General features: G+C 61.0%; 19 protein-coding genes. 7 read left to right on the plus strand and 12 right to left on the minus strand.

Annotated features, from left to right (window positions below; genetic code table 11):
- Window position 1 precedes the first annotated feature (1 nt).
- From gshA to ACN9MY_RS02530, 6 genes are all read right to left on the minus strand, one after another.
- On the minus strand, window positions 2-1,594 hold the full coding sequence (gene gshA / locus ACN9MY_RS02505) for a glutamate--cysteine ligase (protein WP_426320303.1): 1,593 nt from the start codon (window positions 1,592-1,594) through the stop codon (window positions 2-4).
- A 110-nt stretch (window positions 1,595-1,704) separates the two neighbouring features.
- The gene (prmC, locus tag ACN9MY_RS02510) at window positions 1,705-2,535 is read right to left on the minus strand and encodes a peptide chain release factor N(5)-glutamine methyltransferase (RefSeq protein WP_426320305.1); all 831 of its coding nucleotides are present in this window, start codon (window positions 2,533-2,535) and stop codon (window positions 1,705-1,707) included.
- Complete coding sequence (locus ACN9MY_RS02515; protein ID WP_426167162.1) at window positions 2,532-2,999, minus strand: disulfide bond formation protein B; 468 nt, start codon at window positions 2,997-2,999, stop codon at window positions 2,532-2,534. Before ACN9MY_RS02515 ends, prmC begins: the two co-directional genes overlap by 4 nt.
- Before the next feature lie 129 nt (window positions 3,000-3,128).
- The gene (gene prfA / locus ACN9MY_RS02520) at window positions 3,129-4,205 is read right to left on the minus strand and encodes a peptide chain release factor 1 (protein WP_342115890.1); all 1,077 of its coding nucleotides are present in this window, start codon (window positions 4,203-4,205) and stop codon (window positions 3,129-3,131) included.
- 85 nt (window positions 4,206-4,290) lie between these two features.
- The gene (hemA, locus tag ACN9MY_RS02525; RefSeq protein ID WP_426167164.1) at window positions 4,291-5,565 is read right to left on the minus strand and encodes a glutamyl-tRNA reductase; all 1,275 of its coding nucleotides are present in this window, start codon (window positions 5,563-5,565) and stop codon (window positions 4,291-4,293) included.
- Window positions 5,566-5,619: 54 nt separating this feature from the next.
- A complete protein-coding gene (locus ACN9MY_RS02530; protein ID WP_426320308.1) occupies window positions 5,620-6,309 on the minus strand; it encodes a response regulator transcription factor in 690 nt (229 codons plus the stop codon).
- A gap of 204 nt (window positions 6,310-6,513) precedes the next feature.
- Here ACN9MY_RS02530 and ACN9MY_RS02535 point away from each other — a divergent pair, with 204 nt between their 5' ends.
- A complete protein-coding gene (locus ACN9MY_RS02535; protein WP_426167168.1) occupies window positions 6,514-7,008 on the plus strand; it encodes a hypothetical protein in 495 nt (164 codons plus the stop codon).
- Between the two features lie 55 nt (window positions 7,009-7,063).
- Here the strand turns inward: ACN9MY_RS02535 and minE are convergent, their stop codons facing one another.
- The 6 genes from minE to metE form a co-directional block, all read right to left on the minus strand.
- Window positions 7,064-7,315 carry a cell division topological specificity factor MinE gene (minE, locus tag ACN9MY_RS02540; protein WP_130316192.1) on the minus strand — a complete coding sequence of 84 codons (252 nt, stop codon included), beginning with the start codon at window positions 7,313-7,315 and terminating at the stop codon, window positions 7,064-7,066.
- Window positions 7,315-8,130: a septum site-determining protein MinD gene (gene minD, locus ACN9MY_RS02545; protein ID WP_130316191.1), complete on the minus strand. Its 816-nt coding sequence runs from the start codon at window positions 8,128-8,130 to the stop codon at window positions 7,315-7,317. Before minD ends, minE begins: the two co-directional genes overlap by 1 nt.
- Window positions 8,131-8,151: 21 nt before the next feature.
- On the minus strand, window positions 8,152-8,904 hold the full coding sequence (gene minC / locus ACN9MY_RS02550) for a septum site-determining protein MinC (protein ID WP_426167171.1): 753 nt from the start codon (window positions 8,902-8,904) through the stop codon (window positions 8,152-8,154).
- Window positions 8,905-8,986: 82 nt separating this feature from the next.
- Complete coding sequence (gene vapC, locus ACN9MY_RS02555; protein ID WP_426167173.1) at window positions 8,987-9,376, minus strand: type II toxin-antitoxin system VapC family toxin; 390 nt, start codon at window positions 9,374-9,376, stop codon at window positions 8,987-8,989.
- A complete protein-coding gene (locus ACN9MY_RS02560) occupies window positions 9,373-9,567 on the minus strand; it encodes a type II toxin-antitoxin system VapB family antitoxin (RefSeq protein WP_426167175.1) in 195 nt (64 codons plus the stop codon). Before ACN9MY_RS02560 ends, vapC begins: the two co-directional genes overlap by 4 nt.
- 81 nt (window positions 9,568-9,648) lie before the next feature.
- Complete coding sequence (gene metE / locus ACN9MY_RS02565) at window positions 9,649-11,979, minus strand: 5-methyltetrahydropteroyltriglutamate--homocysteine S-methyltransferase (protein ID WP_426336811.1); 2,331 nt, start codon at window positions 11,977-11,979, stop codon at window positions 9,649-9,651.
- Between the two features lie 101 nt (window positions 11,980-12,080).
- On the opposite strand from metE, the gene ACN9MY_RS02570 reads away from it, so the two are divergent.
- The 6 genes from ACN9MY_RS02570 (at window position 12,081) to ACN9MY_RS02595 (ending at window position 16,289) form a co-directional block, all read left to right on the plus strand.
- Complete coding sequence (locus ACN9MY_RS02570) at window positions 12,081-12,989, plus strand: LysR substrate-binding domain-containing protein (RefSeq protein WP_426336812.1); 909 nt, start codon at window positions 12,081-12,083, stop codon at window positions 12,987-12,989.
- 126 nt (window positions 12,990-13,115) lie between these two features.
- Complete coding sequence (locus ACN9MY_RS02575; RefSeq protein WP_426167181.1) at window positions 13,116-13,388, plus strand: hypothetical protein; 273 nt, start codon at window positions 13,116-13,118, stop codon at window positions 13,386-13,388.
- A 75-nt stretch (window positions 13,389-13,463) separates the two neighbouring features.
- Complete coding sequence (locus tag ACN9MY_RS02580) at window positions 13,464-14,642, plus strand: acetyl-CoA C-acetyltransferase (protein WP_426336813.1); 1,179 nt, start codon at window positions 13,464-13,466, stop codon at window positions 14,640-14,642.
- 31 nt (window positions 14,643-14,673) lie between these two features.
- Complete coding sequence (gene phbB / locus ACN9MY_RS02585) at window positions 14,674-15,414, plus strand: acetoacetyl-CoA reductase (RefSeq protein WP_426167185.1); 741 nt, start codon at window positions 14,674-14,676, stop codon at window positions 15,412-15,414.
- A 77-nt stretch (window positions 15,415-15,491) separates the two neighbouring features.
- On the plus strand, window positions 15,492-15,830 hold the full coding sequence (locus ACN9MY_RS02590) for a hypothetical protein (protein ID WP_426167187.1): 339 nt from the start codon (window positions 15,492-15,494) through the stop codon (window positions 15,828-15,830).
- Between the two features lie 78 nt (window positions 15,831-15,908).
- The gene (locus tag ACN9MY_RS02595) at window positions 15,909-16,289 is read left to right on the plus strand and encodes a DUF1761 domain-containing protein (protein ID WP_426336814.1); all 381 of its coding nucleotides are present in this window, start codon (window positions 15,909-15,911) and stop codon (window positions 16,287-16,289) included.
- Window positions 16,290-16,292 lie beyond the last annotated feature (3 nt).

Below are 16,292 nucleotides of genomic sequence, written 5' to 3' on the forward strand. Positions count from 1 at the left end.
GTCAGGTGCAGTGGTTCGGACACAGGTTGCTGGCCCGGTAGGCCTTGACGTAATCGTCGAAACTGCCGGTCTGGGTACGTTCCAGTTGTTCCTGCTCCGCGATGGAGACGCGCGCCATTTCGCTGAAGCGCGCCACGTCCTCTGCGCTTGGCGGATGGCTGCGGAAGTAAGCCGCATGCTTTTCGCTCTGGTGCAGGCCGAAGGCCGTGAACGACTTGCCGTTCGCGCGCAGCGACTGCAGCACGCGCGCCGAAGGGGTGAGTTCGGGATCGTGCAGCTTGGCCGCCTGTGCTTCCAGCGCCGCCATGTGTTCGCGGCCGCCGTGCTCGCGGTCCAGCAACTCCGCCACGGGCTTGAAGCGCTCCAGCATGTCCAGGCCCCACTGCTTGAGCGTAACCTCTTCGCCATCGCGGGTCAGGGTCAGGCCCGGACGGCGGCCTTCCTTCACCGTGCGCGCGAAATTACGCGCCAGCAGTTCGCCATGCTCCGGCGTGATCAGCGGGCTTTCTTCCAGCGCGGCGAACAGCAGGAACACGTCGAGGAAACGGCCCGTCTGCACGTTGATGCCGACCGGTTCAAAGGGGTCAACATCCATGCAGCGCACTTCGATGTACTGCACGCCGCGGTTGCACAGCGCCTGGATCGGACGCTCGCCGGTGTTGATCACGCGCTTCGGACGGATGGTCGAGTAGTACTCGTTCTCGATCTGGATCACGTTGGTCGACAGCTGGACCCATTCGCCGTCCACCTTGGTGCCGATCTTCGCATACGGCTCGTAAGGCTGGTTGACCGCCTTGGTCAGCGTGGCTACATAGGAATCGAGGCTGTTCTCGTGAGGGTGCAGGCCCGATTGCGCCTCGTTCTGGTAACCCAGGTCGCTCATGCGCAGGCTGGTCGCATACGGCAGGTACAGCGTGTCGCCGGACAGCTTTTCCAGCTTGTGCGGGCGGCCGCGCAGGAAGCCCTCGGCCAACGCCGGCGAAGCGCCGAACAGGTACATCAGCAGCCAGCTGTAGCGGCGGAAGTTGCGAATGGTCGCCAGGTAGGCTTCCGACTGGTAAGCCTTGGGCGTCACGTTGGTCGCGCCCTCGTTCTCGGCCAGGATGCGCCACAGGCGCTCGTCCAGCGAGTAGTTGTAGTGGATGCCGGCGATGCACTGCATTGCCTTGCCATAGCGCAGGGCCAGGCCGCGCCGGTACACGTGCTTCAGCATGCCCAGGTTGGATTTGCCGTACCAGGCAATCTCGATGTCTTCCTCGGCCGGCAGCTCGCAGGGCATCGACTGGCTCCAGATCAGTTCATCGCCCAACTTGGTGTAGCTGAAACGGTGGATCGCATCCAGTCTTTCCAGCGTGGTCGCGATGTCATGCTCCGCCGGGGTGATGAACTCCAGCAGTGTCTCCGCGTAGTCGGTGGTGATGTGCGGGTGCGTCAGGGCCGAGCCCAGGGGCAGGGGATGGGGCGTACGCGCCAGGTGGCCGTCCGGTTGGACCCGCAAGGTTTCTCGCTCAATGCCGCGCAGGCCGCCGCCCAGCACTGCACGGTGCTGATCGTCGGCCAACAAGGCCAGGCGGCGAGTCAATAGATTGGACAATTTGCTTCCTTTCCGATGCAGCAAATCAAATTGGTGCGAGATTAACCGAAAACCGAAAAGCGCGTACGATGGCCCCCAAAAACGGCCCGGAAGCCGCATGTTGCCGTATTTTACCCGGGGCGGCGGCCGCCGCTGACCCGTTCGATGCCGGCCAGGTCTTGCCAGCTTTGCACATCAGTGTAACCGGATGACAACAGAAGCGCGCGCACGGCGGCGGCCTGGTCGTAGCCATGTTCCATCAGCAGCCAGCTGCCCGGCGCCAGCCTGGCCGGAGCGCCGGAAATGATGGTGCGCAGTGCGCTCAGGCCATCGGCAAAGTCGGTCAGCGCGCCGCTGGGTTCGAAACGCAGGTCGCCTTCGGACAGGTGGCGGTCGCCATCCGCGATATAGGGCGGATTGGAGACGATCAGGTCGAACTGTTCGCCCTGCACCGCGTCATACCAGTCGCTGTGCAGGAAACGCACCGCAGCGTTATTGCGCTGGGCATTGCGCGCAGCCACGGCCAAGGCCTCCTGGCTGACGTCCAGTGCTGTAACGCTGGCATCCGGCCGGCTATGGGCGACAGCGACGGCGATGGCGCCGCTGCCGGTGCCCATGTCCAGCACCTTGCCGCGCGGCGGCAGGCGCACCAGCGCCAGTTCCACCAGCAATTCCGTGTCGGGACGCGGGATCAATACCGCCGGCGTGGTCTCGAAATCAAGGCCGAAGAACTCACGCTGGCCGATGATATAGGCCACGGGCTCGCCATCATGGCGGCGCTGCAGCAGGGTGGCCACGCGCCCCGCCTCCTCCACGTTCAGCACGCGATCGGATTGCGTAATCAGTGCCGTGCGGCTGATGCCCAGCGCATGGCAAACGAGGATGCGCTGGTCGACCGGATCGAGCAAAGGCTTGCGCTGCAAGGCGCCAAGCGTGATACCGGCCGTGACCTGGTCTTTCATGCGCGCTTGCGCAGCAGCAGCCACGCAGTGACGACGGCCAGGATGCCGAACCAGATGCAAGACCACATCGGGATCACCAGGCCAAAGAATTTCTCGTTCGCGTCCTGGCACAGTCCTTCAGCGTAAAACAGCCAAGGCAGGTATTCCGAGGTAGGGATTTTGTTCAGCATCGTTTCCATAGGATCGATGCCGCAGGACAGGCCAGGATGGGCCAGGATCCACAGCTGCTTGATCGCCACGCCCATGCCGCCCAAAGCGCCCAGCAGGCCAACACCCGCCGCAATTTTCGGCTTGGAAGTAAAGGCCCCGATCAAAGCCGCGAAGCCGATCGCGATGAACAGGTAGCGCTGGATCACGCACAGCGGGCAAGGCATCAGGTACATCACATGCTGCAGATACATTGCCGCGCCAATCATGCCAAAGCTCACAAAGGCGATCGCCAGCAGAACGTTACGGTTGCTCATCGTCATCAAGTTATCAGGGTTGAAAGTCCGCCCAATTCTCGCACAAAGCGCTGAAGCCTTCCTTAAACTAAGTCGGGGTCAGGTCTGGCACAGCTTAATGAGAAGCCAGACCTGACCCCGACTTTCAAATCAGTCGCCGAGGGCGGCCAGTTGCTCGGCCTGGTGCTCGGTGGTCAGGGCTGTCGTCAGTTCGTTCAAGTCGCCGTCCATGATCATGTCCAGCTTGTACAGCGTGAGGTTGATGCGGTGGTCGGTCATGCGGCCTTGCGGGAAGTTGTAGGTGCGGATGCGCTCGCTGCGGTCGCCCGAGCCGATCAGGCTCTTGCGGGTGGCGGCTTCCTTCGATTGCTGTTCGCGCAGCTGCACGTCCTTGATGCGCGCTGCCAGCACCTTCATCGCGGAGGCTTTGTTCTTGTGCTGCGAGCGGTCGTCCTGGCATTCCACCACGATGCCCGATGGGAGGTGGGTGATGCGCACCGCGGAATCGGTCTTGTTGATGTGCTGCCCGCCGGCGCCGGAGGCGCGGAAGGTGTCGATGCGCAGGTCGGCCGGGTTGATGTGGACGTCTTCTACTTCATCCGCTTCCGGCATCACGGCTACGGTGCAGGCGGAAGTGTGGATGCGGCCCTGGGTCTCGGTGGCCGGCACGCGCTGCACGCGGTGGCCGCCAGACTCGAACTTCAGCTTCGAATAGGCGCCATTGCCGATGATGCGCGCGATGACCTCGCGGTAGCCGCCCAGGTCGCTTTCGGATGCGGACACAATCTCCACCTGCCAGCGTGAGCGCTCGGCAAAGCGGGTGTACATGCGCAGCAGGTCGCCGGCAAACAATGCCGACTCGTCGCCTCCGGTGCCGGCGCGGATCTCAAGGAAGATATTGCGCTCGTCGTTTTCATCCTTCGGCAGCAGCATCTTCTGCAGGTCCAGCTCCAGCCCGCCCAGGCGCGCCTTGCCAGCTTCGATTTCTTCCTGCGCGAATTCCTTCATGTCCGGATCGGACAACATCGCTTGCGCATCGTCGATATCGCCCAGCACCTGCAGGTAATCCTTGTACAGCGCCACCAGCGGTTGCAGCTCGCTGTGCTCGCGCGTCATCTTGCGGTAGCTGTCCATATTCGACGTTGCGCCTTCGGACATCAGCAGTTCGTCCAGTTCGACCAGGCGGTTTGCCAGTTGGTCCAGCTTGGCCAGCATTGATGGTTTCATTCGGGTCCTATGCGGAAGGAAGCGCCAGGCGGCGCGGAAAAACGGGAGGGGTGCCGCTTGTGCGGCAGGCTGCGGGGAGGCGCCGCTAACGGCGGCCGCGGAACAATTGTGGCAGCAGTTCGGCCAGTTGGGCGCGCTCGTCGCCCTGGGCCCGGTGCAGCGCCTGCTGCGGGCCGTGCATGAATTTGGCGGTCAGGCCCTTGGACAGCGCTTCCAGCACTGCATCGACCGGTTCACCCTTGGCCAGCAGCTTGCGTGCGCGTTCCAGTTCCAGCAGGCGAATCACTTCGCCATTTTCCTGCAGTCCCTGGATCACCGGCACCACGGCGCGGTCGTCGATCCAGTGCATGAACGATTGCACGCGGGTTTCGATAATTGCCTCGGCCTGCGCAACCGCGGCCTGGCGGTTCTCCATGCCGGTCTGCACCACCTTGCCCAGGTCGTCCACGGTGTACAGGAAGACGTCGTTCAGGCGGCCCACTTCGGGCTCGATATCGCGCGGCACGGCCAGGTCGACCATGAACATCGGCTTGTGGCGGCGGGCCTTGATGGCGCGTTCCACCATGCCCAGCCCGATCAGCGGCAGCGAAGACGCGGTGCAGGAAATGACGATATCGTACTGGTGCAGCTGGTTGCCCAATTCGGCCAGGCGCATGGCCTTGCCGTTGAAGCGATGCGCCAGTGCTTCGCCGCGCTCCATCGTGCGGTTGGCAACAGTGATCGACTTCGGATTCTGCGCCGCGAAGTGCGTGGCGCACAGCTCGATCATTTCACCGGCGCCGATGAACAGCACGTTCTGCTCGGAGATCTTGTCGAAGATGCGCTGCGACAGGCGCACCGCCGCCGCCGCCATCGACACGCTGTGCGCGCCGATCTCGGTGGTGCTGCGCACTTCCTTGGCCACCGAGAAGCTGCGCTGGAACAGTTGGTGCAGGTAGGTGCCCAGTCCGCCCGCTTCATCGGCGGTACGGATCGCATCCTTGATCTGGCCCAGGATCTGGGTCTCGCCCAGCACCATCGAGTCCAGGCCGGATGCGACGCGGAAGGTATGGCGCACGGCATCGTGCTGCGGCAGCATGTACAGGTGCGGGCGCAGCTCGGAGTAATTCAGCTTGTGGAAATCGGCCAGGAACTGGGCGCCGGCGTCGAGCGGGTTGGCGGCATTGCTGGCAGCGTACAGCTCAGTGCGATTACAGGTGGACAGGATGGCTGCTTCGTCGCCGCCTTTCGAATCCGCGCAGGCAAACCAGTTGCGCGCGGCCGCCACAGCCGTCCCCAGCTGCTCAGGCGCGAACGCCAGCCGTTCGCGCAGCGCGACAGGTGCAGTGGTGTGGTTGAGGCCGACGGCGAGCAGTTGCATCTTGGTCCAGACGGAAGATTCCAGCCGCCATTATACCTTGAGCGAGTTTCCCTCTCAGGAACCCAGCTTTTCCAGCCGGTAGCCGTAGCTGTACACCGGCACCAGGCGGAAGCCGTTTTCAGGCTTCAACTGCAATTTATTGCGGACGCGGGAAACGTGGGTATCCATCGTGCGCGACGGGACTTCGGTTTCGCGGATCCAGACCGCTTCGTGGATATAGGCGCGCGACAGCGGACGGCCAATGTTGCGGAAAAACAGCAAAGCCAGGTAGAACTCTTTGTGGGTCACGTCCAGTACTTGCCCGTCCATCAACAAGCGGCCAGGACGCGTCTCGAAGACATATTGGCCGAACTGCAACTGTTCAGCGCCGTTCTGGCTCGGGTAGGCCAAGCGCAGTTGAGCCTGAACGCGCGCCACCAATTCGGCACGGCGCAGCGGTTTGACCAGGAAGTCTTCGGCCCCGGCCGACAGGCCGGCAACAATATCGTCTTCGCCGGAACTGGTGGTCAGGAACATCACAGGGCCGTTTTCAGGCAATTTTTCGCGGGCCTTGTGAATGACCTCGGCAGGATCCATATCGGACACCTGCCAGTCGAGAATCAGCATGTCGACGCTGTCCTTGCGCATATTGGCCAGCAAGTCCTTCCCGGTCTGGTACCCATGGCAGGCATGACCAGCAGAAGTCAGGACCTGGCAGATCAGGTCCGCCTGGCTTCGGTCAGCATCAAGGACAACGATTCTCATGTTCTTTACAGCAATAATGTTAAGAAGCAGTCACACGAATATAACAGAGATTTACAAGAAATAGTTACCAATTTGATCAAAGATTGCTATAAAGCACTATTCTATTGAGTGCCGTGTGAGGCAGTTCTTCATCACACGGTACACTGCTTGGGCTGCCAGCACAATGGAGAGGGTGCGCTTTTGCAAGTCGATTGGAGGTGAAACATGAAAAATGACTGGACTGTGTTGCCTTCCAGCGAAGCGGATATCGATGCGGTGCGCGAGCGTTGCAGGCGCCTAGTGCGGCGCCGCGCAGCAGTTTCGGCCGGCGTGGCGGCAGTACCAATCCCGGGGATCGACGTGGTGTCGGATCTGCGCCTGTTCACCCAGTTGATCGACGATGTCAACCACGAATTTGGCCTGTCGCCGGCCCAGATCGACCGCATGCAGCCGAAATTGAAGCTGATCGCTTACGAGGCTGTCATCAGCCTGGGCGGGATGCTGGTGGGGAAAGTTGTCACGCGCGAGCTGGTTGCGACGGTGTTGAAGCGCAGCGCGGGCAAGATTGCGGCCAAACAGGCGGGCAAACTGGTGCCTATTGCTGGTCAAATTGCGTCAGCTACTATTGGTTTCTTTGCCTTCCGGCAGATTGGCTACCAGCATGTGGATGCTTGCGCCAGGGTGGCCAGGCTGGTGCTGGCAGGGGCGGAAAACCGATAAACCGGCCGTCGCGGGCAAGTGTCAGACCCTGCGGGTCTGACACTGGTTTACCGGTTTAGGCGTCCGGCAGCACCACATTCACATCAAGCACTTCCAGGTTGCCCTGGCGATCCAGCGAGATCTTGATATCGTCCGCCGACACTTTGGTGTACTTCGAAATCACATCAACCAGCTCTTTGTGCAGTGCCGGCATGAAATCCGGCCCGGCGCGGCCATTACGCTCGCGAGCAATAATGATCTGCAAGCGCTCCTTTGCCGCAACCGCAGTCTTGGGCTTGTTCTGGAACAGGAAAGAAAGCAGGGCCATTATTTAGCTCCAAAGATACGCTTCAGGAAACCAGGCTTTTCATAGTCGGTAAACTTCAGCTCAACTTCTTCGCCCAGGAAGCGCGACACCACGTCGGTGTAGGCTTCGGCCACATCGGTTCCCTTGAAGTGGATTGCCGGGTTACCCTGGTTGGAAGCATGCAGCACTTGCTCCGACTCAGGGATGATGCCGATCAAAGGAATGCGCAGGATCTCTTGCACGTCTTCAAACGACAGCATCTCGCCCGCTTCTACGCGCTTCGGCGAGTAACGGGTGATCAGCAGGTGTTCCTTGACCGGTTCGCCGCCGGACAGCGCGCGGCGCGACTTGGCCTGGATGATGCCCAGGATGCGGTCGGAGTCACGCACCGACGACACTTCCGGGTTGGTCACGATCAGGGCCTCGTCGGCGAAGGTCAGCGCCATCAGGGCGCCGTGTTCGATACCGGCTGGCGAGTCGCAGACGATGAACTCGAAGTCCATCTTGATCAGCTCGGCCAGCACGGCTTCCACGCCGTCTTCGGTCAGGGCATCCTTGTCGCGGGTCTGGGACGCCGGCAGGATGTACAGGTTTTCGCAGTGCTTGTCCTTGATCAGAGCCTGGTTCAGGGTGGCTTCCTTGTGCACCACGTTGATCAGGTCATACACAACGCGTCGTTCGCAACCCATGATCAGGTCCAGGTTGCGCAGGCCGACGTCAAAGTCGATGACGACGGTTTTGTGGCCACGCATGGCGAGGCCGGTGGAGAAGCTGGCGCTGGAAGTCGTTTTGCCGACACCGCCCTTGCCGGACGTAACTACAATAATTCGTGCCACAAAGAATCCTTTACTGTTCTGTTATTTTGCGGAATTGACAGATTGTATATCCAGACTCTCGCCCTTTAGCCGGATTTGTACCGGTTTGCGTGCGTTTTCGGTCGGGAAACCATCCTCAAAAGTACGGTAAACACCTGCGATCGAGACCAGTTCCGGGCTCATCGACATAGCGAAAATACGGGCCGAGGCGTCGCCGGAAGCGCCAGCCAGGGCACGGCCGTTCAAAGTGTTGTAAACGTGAATACTGCCATCCGCGATGATCTCGGCGCCGTTGTTGACGACGGCCATCACGATCAGGTCGCCGCCGCGCGCATAAATGCGCTGGCCGGCCCGGACCGGGGTGTCGATGATCATGGTACCGCTGAATGCTGGTGCCGCCGGCGTGGGAGCCGGGGCCGGCGCAGGGGCCGGAGCTGGCGCTGGCTTCGGAGCAGGGACCGGCGCCTCTTCGCGCTTGCCGCTGTCCAGTTGCAGGCCGTGTTGCTGGATTTCTTCCACCATGTCCGGCTTGGCGTTGCGTACGGCAACCGGGTTCAGGCGGTATTTTTTCAGGAGGGCGATCGTTGCCGCCCAGTCAATGCGTTCGCAGCCAGGCGCCAGGTCACCGACGTCGATGACCGCCAGGTCCCCTTCGAAGAAATCGGAAACGCCGCCAGTCATCTCATGCATGGCGGCGTCGAGGGCGACGAGGTCGCTCGTGTACATAATGGCGGACACGGCGACAACGGTGGAAATCTTGATTTCGATAGGCTTTTGAAGCTTGCTTTTCGGCATAACAATCGCAGAGTAACGGGCATGGCCCAGGCTGGGTGCATTGTACTTTGCTTAAGCTTGCTTGGGGAGGGGAGCCCAGTGTTTATGCGGGCTGCAGGCCTAGATGAACGACGAACGGGTCGAAATCCCTGTCACTGTAGAGCAGTGCATGGCGCGATTCGATGCAACGCGTCGCGATCAAGGTGTCCACAGTTTTCCGGATGGTGACTCCAAGGGATTGCAATTGCCTGAAGTTCCTGGCTGCCTGGATTGCAATCTCGACACCACCGATGTCGATCGTCTCTAGTGTCAAAAGCAACTTTCTGGCCTGATTGAAGTCGCGCTGGCGACGGAAGCCCTGCAGCACTTCCGTCAAGATCAAGTCGCCGATAGCAATGGGCTCGTTGCCCAGCAATCGATCAAGCCGTTCGACTTGAGGCGTCGCATTGCCACGGAAATAGTCGATCCAGACGCTGGAATCGACCAGGATCATTTATCGACCCTCATTGCGTCCAGATCGCCTTCCCACTGCAATTTACCCTTGAAGCGCCGGATTTCCTCCTGTTGCTTTAGCCGCAACAACGTCCGAAGTCCCATTTCGACCGCTTCACGCTTGGTAGCGGCCCCGGTTAGTCGCAACGCGTCGTCCATCAATTTGTCGTCTATCTCGATATTGGTGCGCATGATGTGTACTCGCGGAGGTTCTTATACACATACTATGACGGCCTTGGCTTCGGCGCAAACGAGAAATTTGCGTGTACAAAGTTATGAAAGCTGGATTTCCGCGCGGAGTTGCTGGGCAGCGACAACCATATTTTGCAGGGCGGCGGACGTCTCTGGCCAGGCGCGGGTCTTGAGGCCGCAGTCCGGGTTGACCCAGAGCTGGGCTGGCGGGACGACTTTCGCAGCCTTGCGCAACAGCTCGGCCATTTCTTCACTGCCGGGAACGCGCGGCGAATGGATGTCGTACACGCCGGGGCCGATCTCGTTTGGATAGCGGAAGCTGGCAAAGCCGCCCAGCAGTTCCATCGCGGAACGGCTCGACTCGATCGTGATCACGTCCGCATCCAGCGCGGCAATCGCTGGCAGGATGTCGTTGAACTCGGCGTAGCACATATGGGTGTGGATTTGCGTCGCGTCGGCAGCCACCGCGGCGCTGATGCGGAAAGCTTTCGTGGCCCAGGCGAGGTAAGCATCCCAGCGGTTGCGGCGCAGCGGCAGGCCTTCGCGCAAGGCTGGCTCGTCGATCTGGATGATGGCGATGCCGGCGTTTTCCAGGTCGCGCACTTCGTCCCGGATGGCGGCAGCGATTTGCAGCGCGGTATCGGCGCGCGGCTGGTCGTCGCGCACGAAAGACCACTGCAGGATTGTTACCGGCCCGGTGAGCATGCCTTTCATCGGCTTGCGGGTCAGGCTTTGCGCGTATTCCGTCCAGCCAACCGTCATCGCTTGCGGGCGCTGCACAGCGCCGTAAATGACTGGCGGCTTCACGCAGCGCGAGCCGTAGGATTGCACCCAGCCGTTCGCGGTGAACGCAAATCCGTCGAGCTGTTCGCCGAAGTATTCGACCATGTCGTTGCGCTCGGCCTCGCCATGCACCAGCACGTCGAGGCCAAGTTCTTCCTGCGTGCGGACGGCATGCGCGATCTCGGCGCGCATCGCCTGTTGGTAGTCCGGCGCGGACAATTCGCCGCGCTTGAAGGCGGCGCGGGCAATGCGGATTTCCGGTGTCTGCGGAAAGGAACCGATGGTCGTGGTCGGGAATGCCGGCAACTGCAGGCGCTCGCGTTGCAAATGCTGGCGCTGCGCGAATGGCGAGTTGCGGCGCGCAGCGGCATGGTCCGACGCCAGGCCTGCCATGCGTGCTGACACATCGGCGTTGTGCACACGGGTGCTGGCGCGGCGGCCTTCCAGTGCTGCGCGCGCTTCGGCGAATCCTCGGGCAACCTGCCCCGACACTCGCTCATCGGCAGACAATGCCGCTTTAAGCAGCGCAAGCTCCGCCAGCTTTTCTTCGGCGAAGGCCAGCCACGAGCGCAACTCGTCGTCCAGCGCAGGTTCCGCCGCCAGGCTGTACGGCACATGCAGCAGCGAGCACGAGGTCGACAGCCACACCGGGCCACTGCGCTTGGATAGGACCGGCATCAGCGTGGCCATGGTTGCATCGAGATCGGTGCGCCAGATGTTGCGGCCATCGATCACGCCGATCGACAGCACCTTGTGCGCCGGCAGCCAGTCGGCCACGCTGGTCAGCTCGCTGGCGGCGCGTACCGCATCCACATGCAGGCCTGCGACGGGCAGGCGGCAGGCCAGGCTGACGTTTTCCTCCAGCGGCGAGAAATAGGTAGCGACAATCAGTTCGGCGCCCGCCTGGTTGAGCAGCCAGTACGCTGGTTCGAAGGCATTACGCCAAGCGTTGGGCAGGTCGAGGCCGAGGATCGGCTCATCGAGTTGCACCCAGTCGGCGCCGGCAACGCGCAACTGCATCAGCAAGCGGCTGTATTGTGGCAGCAGGCGATCGAGCAGGTCGAGGCGGCTGAAGCCTGGCGCTGCGTCGCGTTCCTTGCCAAGCCAGAGGAGGGTCAGTGGGCCGAGCAGGACGGCCTTGACGCGATGCCCGGCGACGCGGGCTTCGCTTACTTCGTCCAGCAGGCGCTTGCTGTACAGGTCGAAGGAAGTGGATTCGCTGAATTCCGGCACCAGATAGTGGTAGTTGGTGTCGAACCACTTGGTCATCTCCAGCGCTGCACCATTGTGGCCGCAGCCGCACGATGCGTGTGCACTGTCGCCGCGCGCCATGGCGAAATAGCGCGCCAGTGGCGTCTCTTCGCCAGTGAAACCGAAGCGCGCCGGTTCGCAGCCGAACAGCTGGATATGGTTGGCTACGTGGTCGTACAAGGCAAAGTCGCCTACCGTCACGAAGTCCAGGCCATGCTGGTGCTGGGTTTCCCAGTGCCGGGCACGGAGATTGCTCGCAGTTTGCTGCAGCGCGGCCTCGGACGATTCACCGCGCCAGAAGCGCTCCAGCGCGAATTTCAGTTCGCGCGCTGCGCCGATGCGTGGAAAGCCAGGAATATGTGTTTGAACGAGTTTCATTTTTGTCATGCTTAAGAAATATTGGTGAAGTACAGTTTGCGGCATGACGGCATATAATAAAAACGAAACTTTTTATGCATCCACTTGAAAACTTTTCATACATGCTTGAGATTCGTCACCTGCGCACGCTGTCTGCGCTTCGTTCCTCCGGTAGCCTGGTCAAGGCGGCACAACTGCTCAACCTGACGCAGTCGGCTTTGTCGCACCAGATCAAGTTGCTGGAAGATCGCTACGGTACGCCGCTATTTGAGCGTAAATCGATACCGATCGGCTTCACCGCGACCGGCGAACGTCTGCTGAAACTGGCCGATACCCTGCTGCCGGAAGTCGAGCGCGCCGAGCGCGACGTGCTGCGCCTGTCGCAGGGCGACACCGGCCAGTTGCGGGTCGCACTTGAATGCCATACCTGTTTCGACTGGCTGATGCCGGTGATGGATGCTTTCCGTACCCGCTGGCCGGAGGTTGAAATCGACCTGGTGTCCGGCTTCCACAGCGAACCCGCCGACCTGCTGCGCAGCGGTGCAGCTGACCTCGTGATCGGATCGGACTACAGCGCCGAGTACTCAACCTTTCCGCTGTTCCGCTTCGAAATCCTGACCGTCATGGCGCAGAAGCATCGGCTCGCCACGCAGCGCCGCCTGTCGGCCCAGGACTTCGCGGGCGAAACCCTGATCACCTACCCGGTACCGGAAACACGCATCGACCTGATCCGCGAAGTGCTGCGTCCAGCCGGCATTGAGTTCCAGCGCCGCACCGCCGAACTCACGGTCATGATTCTGCAACTGGTTGCAAGCCGGCGCGGCGTGGCCGCATTGCCGAACTGGGCGATCAAGAATTACGTCGACTACGACTACGTCAGCGCCCGTCCGATCGGCGAGACCGGCTTGTGGAGCGACCTGTTCGTCTCGGTGCCGCCAGCCTTGCAGCACAAGGCTTATGTGTCCGACTTCGTCAACGTGATACGTGAGCAGTGCGCCGCCACGCTGGACGGTATCAAGTTATTGTCGTGACATCGTGTAGGGATTTATGCAAAATGAAAGCAGCCTTGATGTTTATCAAACGTTTGTCAGGAATCGCGCACTAACATGAGAAGTCTTGCGGTATCTCAGCCACCGAACAACTGAAGGAGCATGGGCATGTACGCGTTCAATGATGAATTTTCCCGCGCCGCACAAGCGGCTTTTGACGCGCAACTCGCCAGCTTCGCCAGCATCTGTGACTGGCATCGTGATACCACATTGGCTTCTCTTGCTGCCATGACCGCAGCCTCCAACGAATTCCTGGCCATCCAGCATCCACAAGACCTGCTGCAAATGGCAACCGACCAGGGCAAGCACGCCATCGACCGTGCGCAGGCTTATGGACGCGAGGCAACAGAAGTGGCTTTGAATAAGCCCCTGTTCCGGTAGGCCATAGCTGGCCGCACGCATGGCACTTAGCTAGAATGCATTGAATGATTTTCATACCACTCCCGGAGAAGCAGAATGGATGATGTAGTAATTGTTGCAGCAGGCCGTACCGCCGTTGGCAAGTTCGGCGGTTCCCTGGCCAAGACCCCGGCAGCAGAGCTGGGCGCCCATGTCATCAAGGGCCTGTTGGCCCAGACCGGCATCGACCCTAACCTGGTCAGCGAAGTGATCATGGGCCAGGTGCTGACCGCTGGCGTTGGCCAGAATCCTGCGCGCCAGGCCGTAATCAAGTCCGGCCTGCCAAGCGCCATTCCGGGCTATACCATCAATAAGGTGTGCGGCAGCGGACTGAAGGCCTCCCACCTGGCAGCGCAAGCTATCAAGTGCGGCGACGCCAACATCATCATCGCCGGCGGCCAGGAAAACATGAGCGCCTCGCCGCACGTGCTGAACGGCTCGCGCGACGGCTTCCGCATGGGCGACGCCAAGATGGTCGACACCATGATCGTCGATGGCCTGTGGGACGTGTACAACCAGTACCACATGGGCATCACCGCCGAGAACGTCGCCAAGAAATACGATATCTCGCGCAGCCAGCAAGATGAATTCGCGCTGCAGTCACAGCTGAAAGCGGAAGCCGCGCAAAAGGCCGGCAAGTTCAAGGACGAGATCCTGCCGCTGGAAATCGTGCAGAAGAAAGGCAGCATCTTCTTCGATCAGGACGAATACGTGAAGCCAGGTTCGACCCTGGAAGCGCTGTCCGGCCTGCGCCCAGCCTTCGACAAGGCAGGCTCCGTCACCGCCGGCAATGCTTCCGGCATCAACGACGGCGCCGCAGCGGTGATGATGATGTCCGCCAGGCAGGCCAAGGAACTGGGCCTGACTCCGCTGGCCCGCATCAAGGCTTACGCCTCGTCCGGCCTCGACCCGGCTTATATGGGCATGGGCCCGGTCACCGCTTCGCAACTGTGCCTGAAGAAGGCCGGCTGGTCGCCACAGGACCTGGACCTGATGGAGATCAACGAAGCGTTCGCCGCGCAAGCCTGCGCCGTGAACAAGGAAATGGGCTGGGACACCAGCAAGATCAACGTCAACGGCGGCGCGATTGCGATCGGCCACCCGATCGGCGCATCCGGCGCCCGCATCCTGGTGACCCTGCTGCATGAAATGGTTCGCCGTGACGCCAAGAAGGGCCTGGCCTCGCTATGCATCGGCGGCGGCATGGGCGTAGCACTGGCAGTTGAGAGGGAATGAGCTTTCGTTTAAATAAATAGGGGAACATTAAATGGCACGAGTTGCATTGGTAACAGGCGGCATGGGTGGTCTGGGCGAAGCGATCTGCATCAAGATGGTCGCACTGGGCTACAAAGTGGTAACCACGTATTCCCCGAGCAATAAGACGCACGAGTCGTGGCTGGCCACGATGAAGGACCAGGGCTATAACTTCACGGCCTATCCTTGCGATGTGTCGGACTACGATTCGGCGCAAACCTGCATCGCAGCAGTCGAACGCGACATCGGCCCGGTTGACGTGCTGGTGAATAACGCCGGTATCACCCGCGACATGACCTTCAAGAAGATGGACAAGGTCAATTGGGACGCCGTGATGAAGACCAACCTGGACTCCGTGTTCAACATGACCAAGCCGGTAGCGGATGGCATGGTGGACCGTGGCTGGGGCCGCATCATCAACATCTCCTCGGTGAACGGCCAGAAGGGTGCATTCGGCCAGACCAACTACTCGGCGGCCAAGGCTGGCGTGCATGGCTTCACCAAGGCGCTGGCGCTGGAAGTGGCACGCAAGGGCGTGACCGTCAACACCATCTCGCCAGGCTATATCGGCACCAAGATGGTGATGGAGATCCCGAAAGACGTGCTGGATTCGAAGATCATCCCGCAGATCCCGATGGCGCGCCTGGGCAAGCCGGAAGAAGTAGCCGGCCTGGTGGCCTACCTGGCATCGGAAGAAGCGGCCTTCGTCACCGGCGCTAATATCGCGATCAACGGCGGCCAGCACATGTCCTGATCGAAGCAAAGAGCAACGCAACACCCAAACGCCGTCCGGCCTCCGCGCCGGTCGGCGTTTGTTCTTTTGGAGGCGCCATGAAAAAAATGCTGCCCGTGCTGCTGCTTGTGGCCTGCAACCGCGACATCCCGCAAGACAAGCTGCTCGACATCCTGAACCAGCGCGCGCCGCTGGTAGCGCACATCGGTCCCATCATCAAGGTCGACGTGCTGAGCACCGCCAAGGCCGCCGCCACCGGCCGCAGTTGTGAAGTCCGCCTGATGCACGTCACCGGCAAGAAGGGCTCCACCTACGTCAGCTTCCTGCGCCGCGAAGAACCCGGCGGCACCGAATCCGCCCTGACCTGGGCCGATGACCGCCAGGCAGCCAGCGGCAAGATGGGAGAAATGCTTTCGGCGCATTGCAACAACAAGTGATTGACGCACGCGGCCCGGCTCACATATCGTTCATTCTCAACAATAATTTGCTGGGGGACAACGATGCATATGATGGGCATGAATATTTTCGCCGCGCTGCTGGCCGCGGTATCGAGTTTCATGTTGGGCGGCCTGTGGTACTCGCCGGCTGTGTTCGGCAAGATGTGGAATGACGAGAACGGCGGCGTCAAACCGGACGGCCATCCGGCACGCGTATTCGGCGTGGCATTTGTCTTTTCCCTTCTCGCGGCGTTCGCGTTTGCACGCTGGGTCGGCCCGGCGCCAACGCTCGACTATGCCATCAAGCACGCCTTGCTGGCTGGCTTCGGCATGGTGGCAGCCAGCTTCGGCATCAACTACCAGTTCGCCAACCGCAGCGTCAAGCTGCTACTGATCGACGGTGGTTACCACACTGCGCAGTTCCTCGTTTTCGGACTGATCCTCGGTTTATGGCATTGAGCA

The sequence above is a fragment of the Pseudoduganella sp. R-31 genome (assembly GCF_049913235.1).
Classification (GTDB): Bacteria; Pseudomonadota; Gammaproteobacteria; order Burkholderiales; family Burkholderiaceae_D; genus Rugamonas.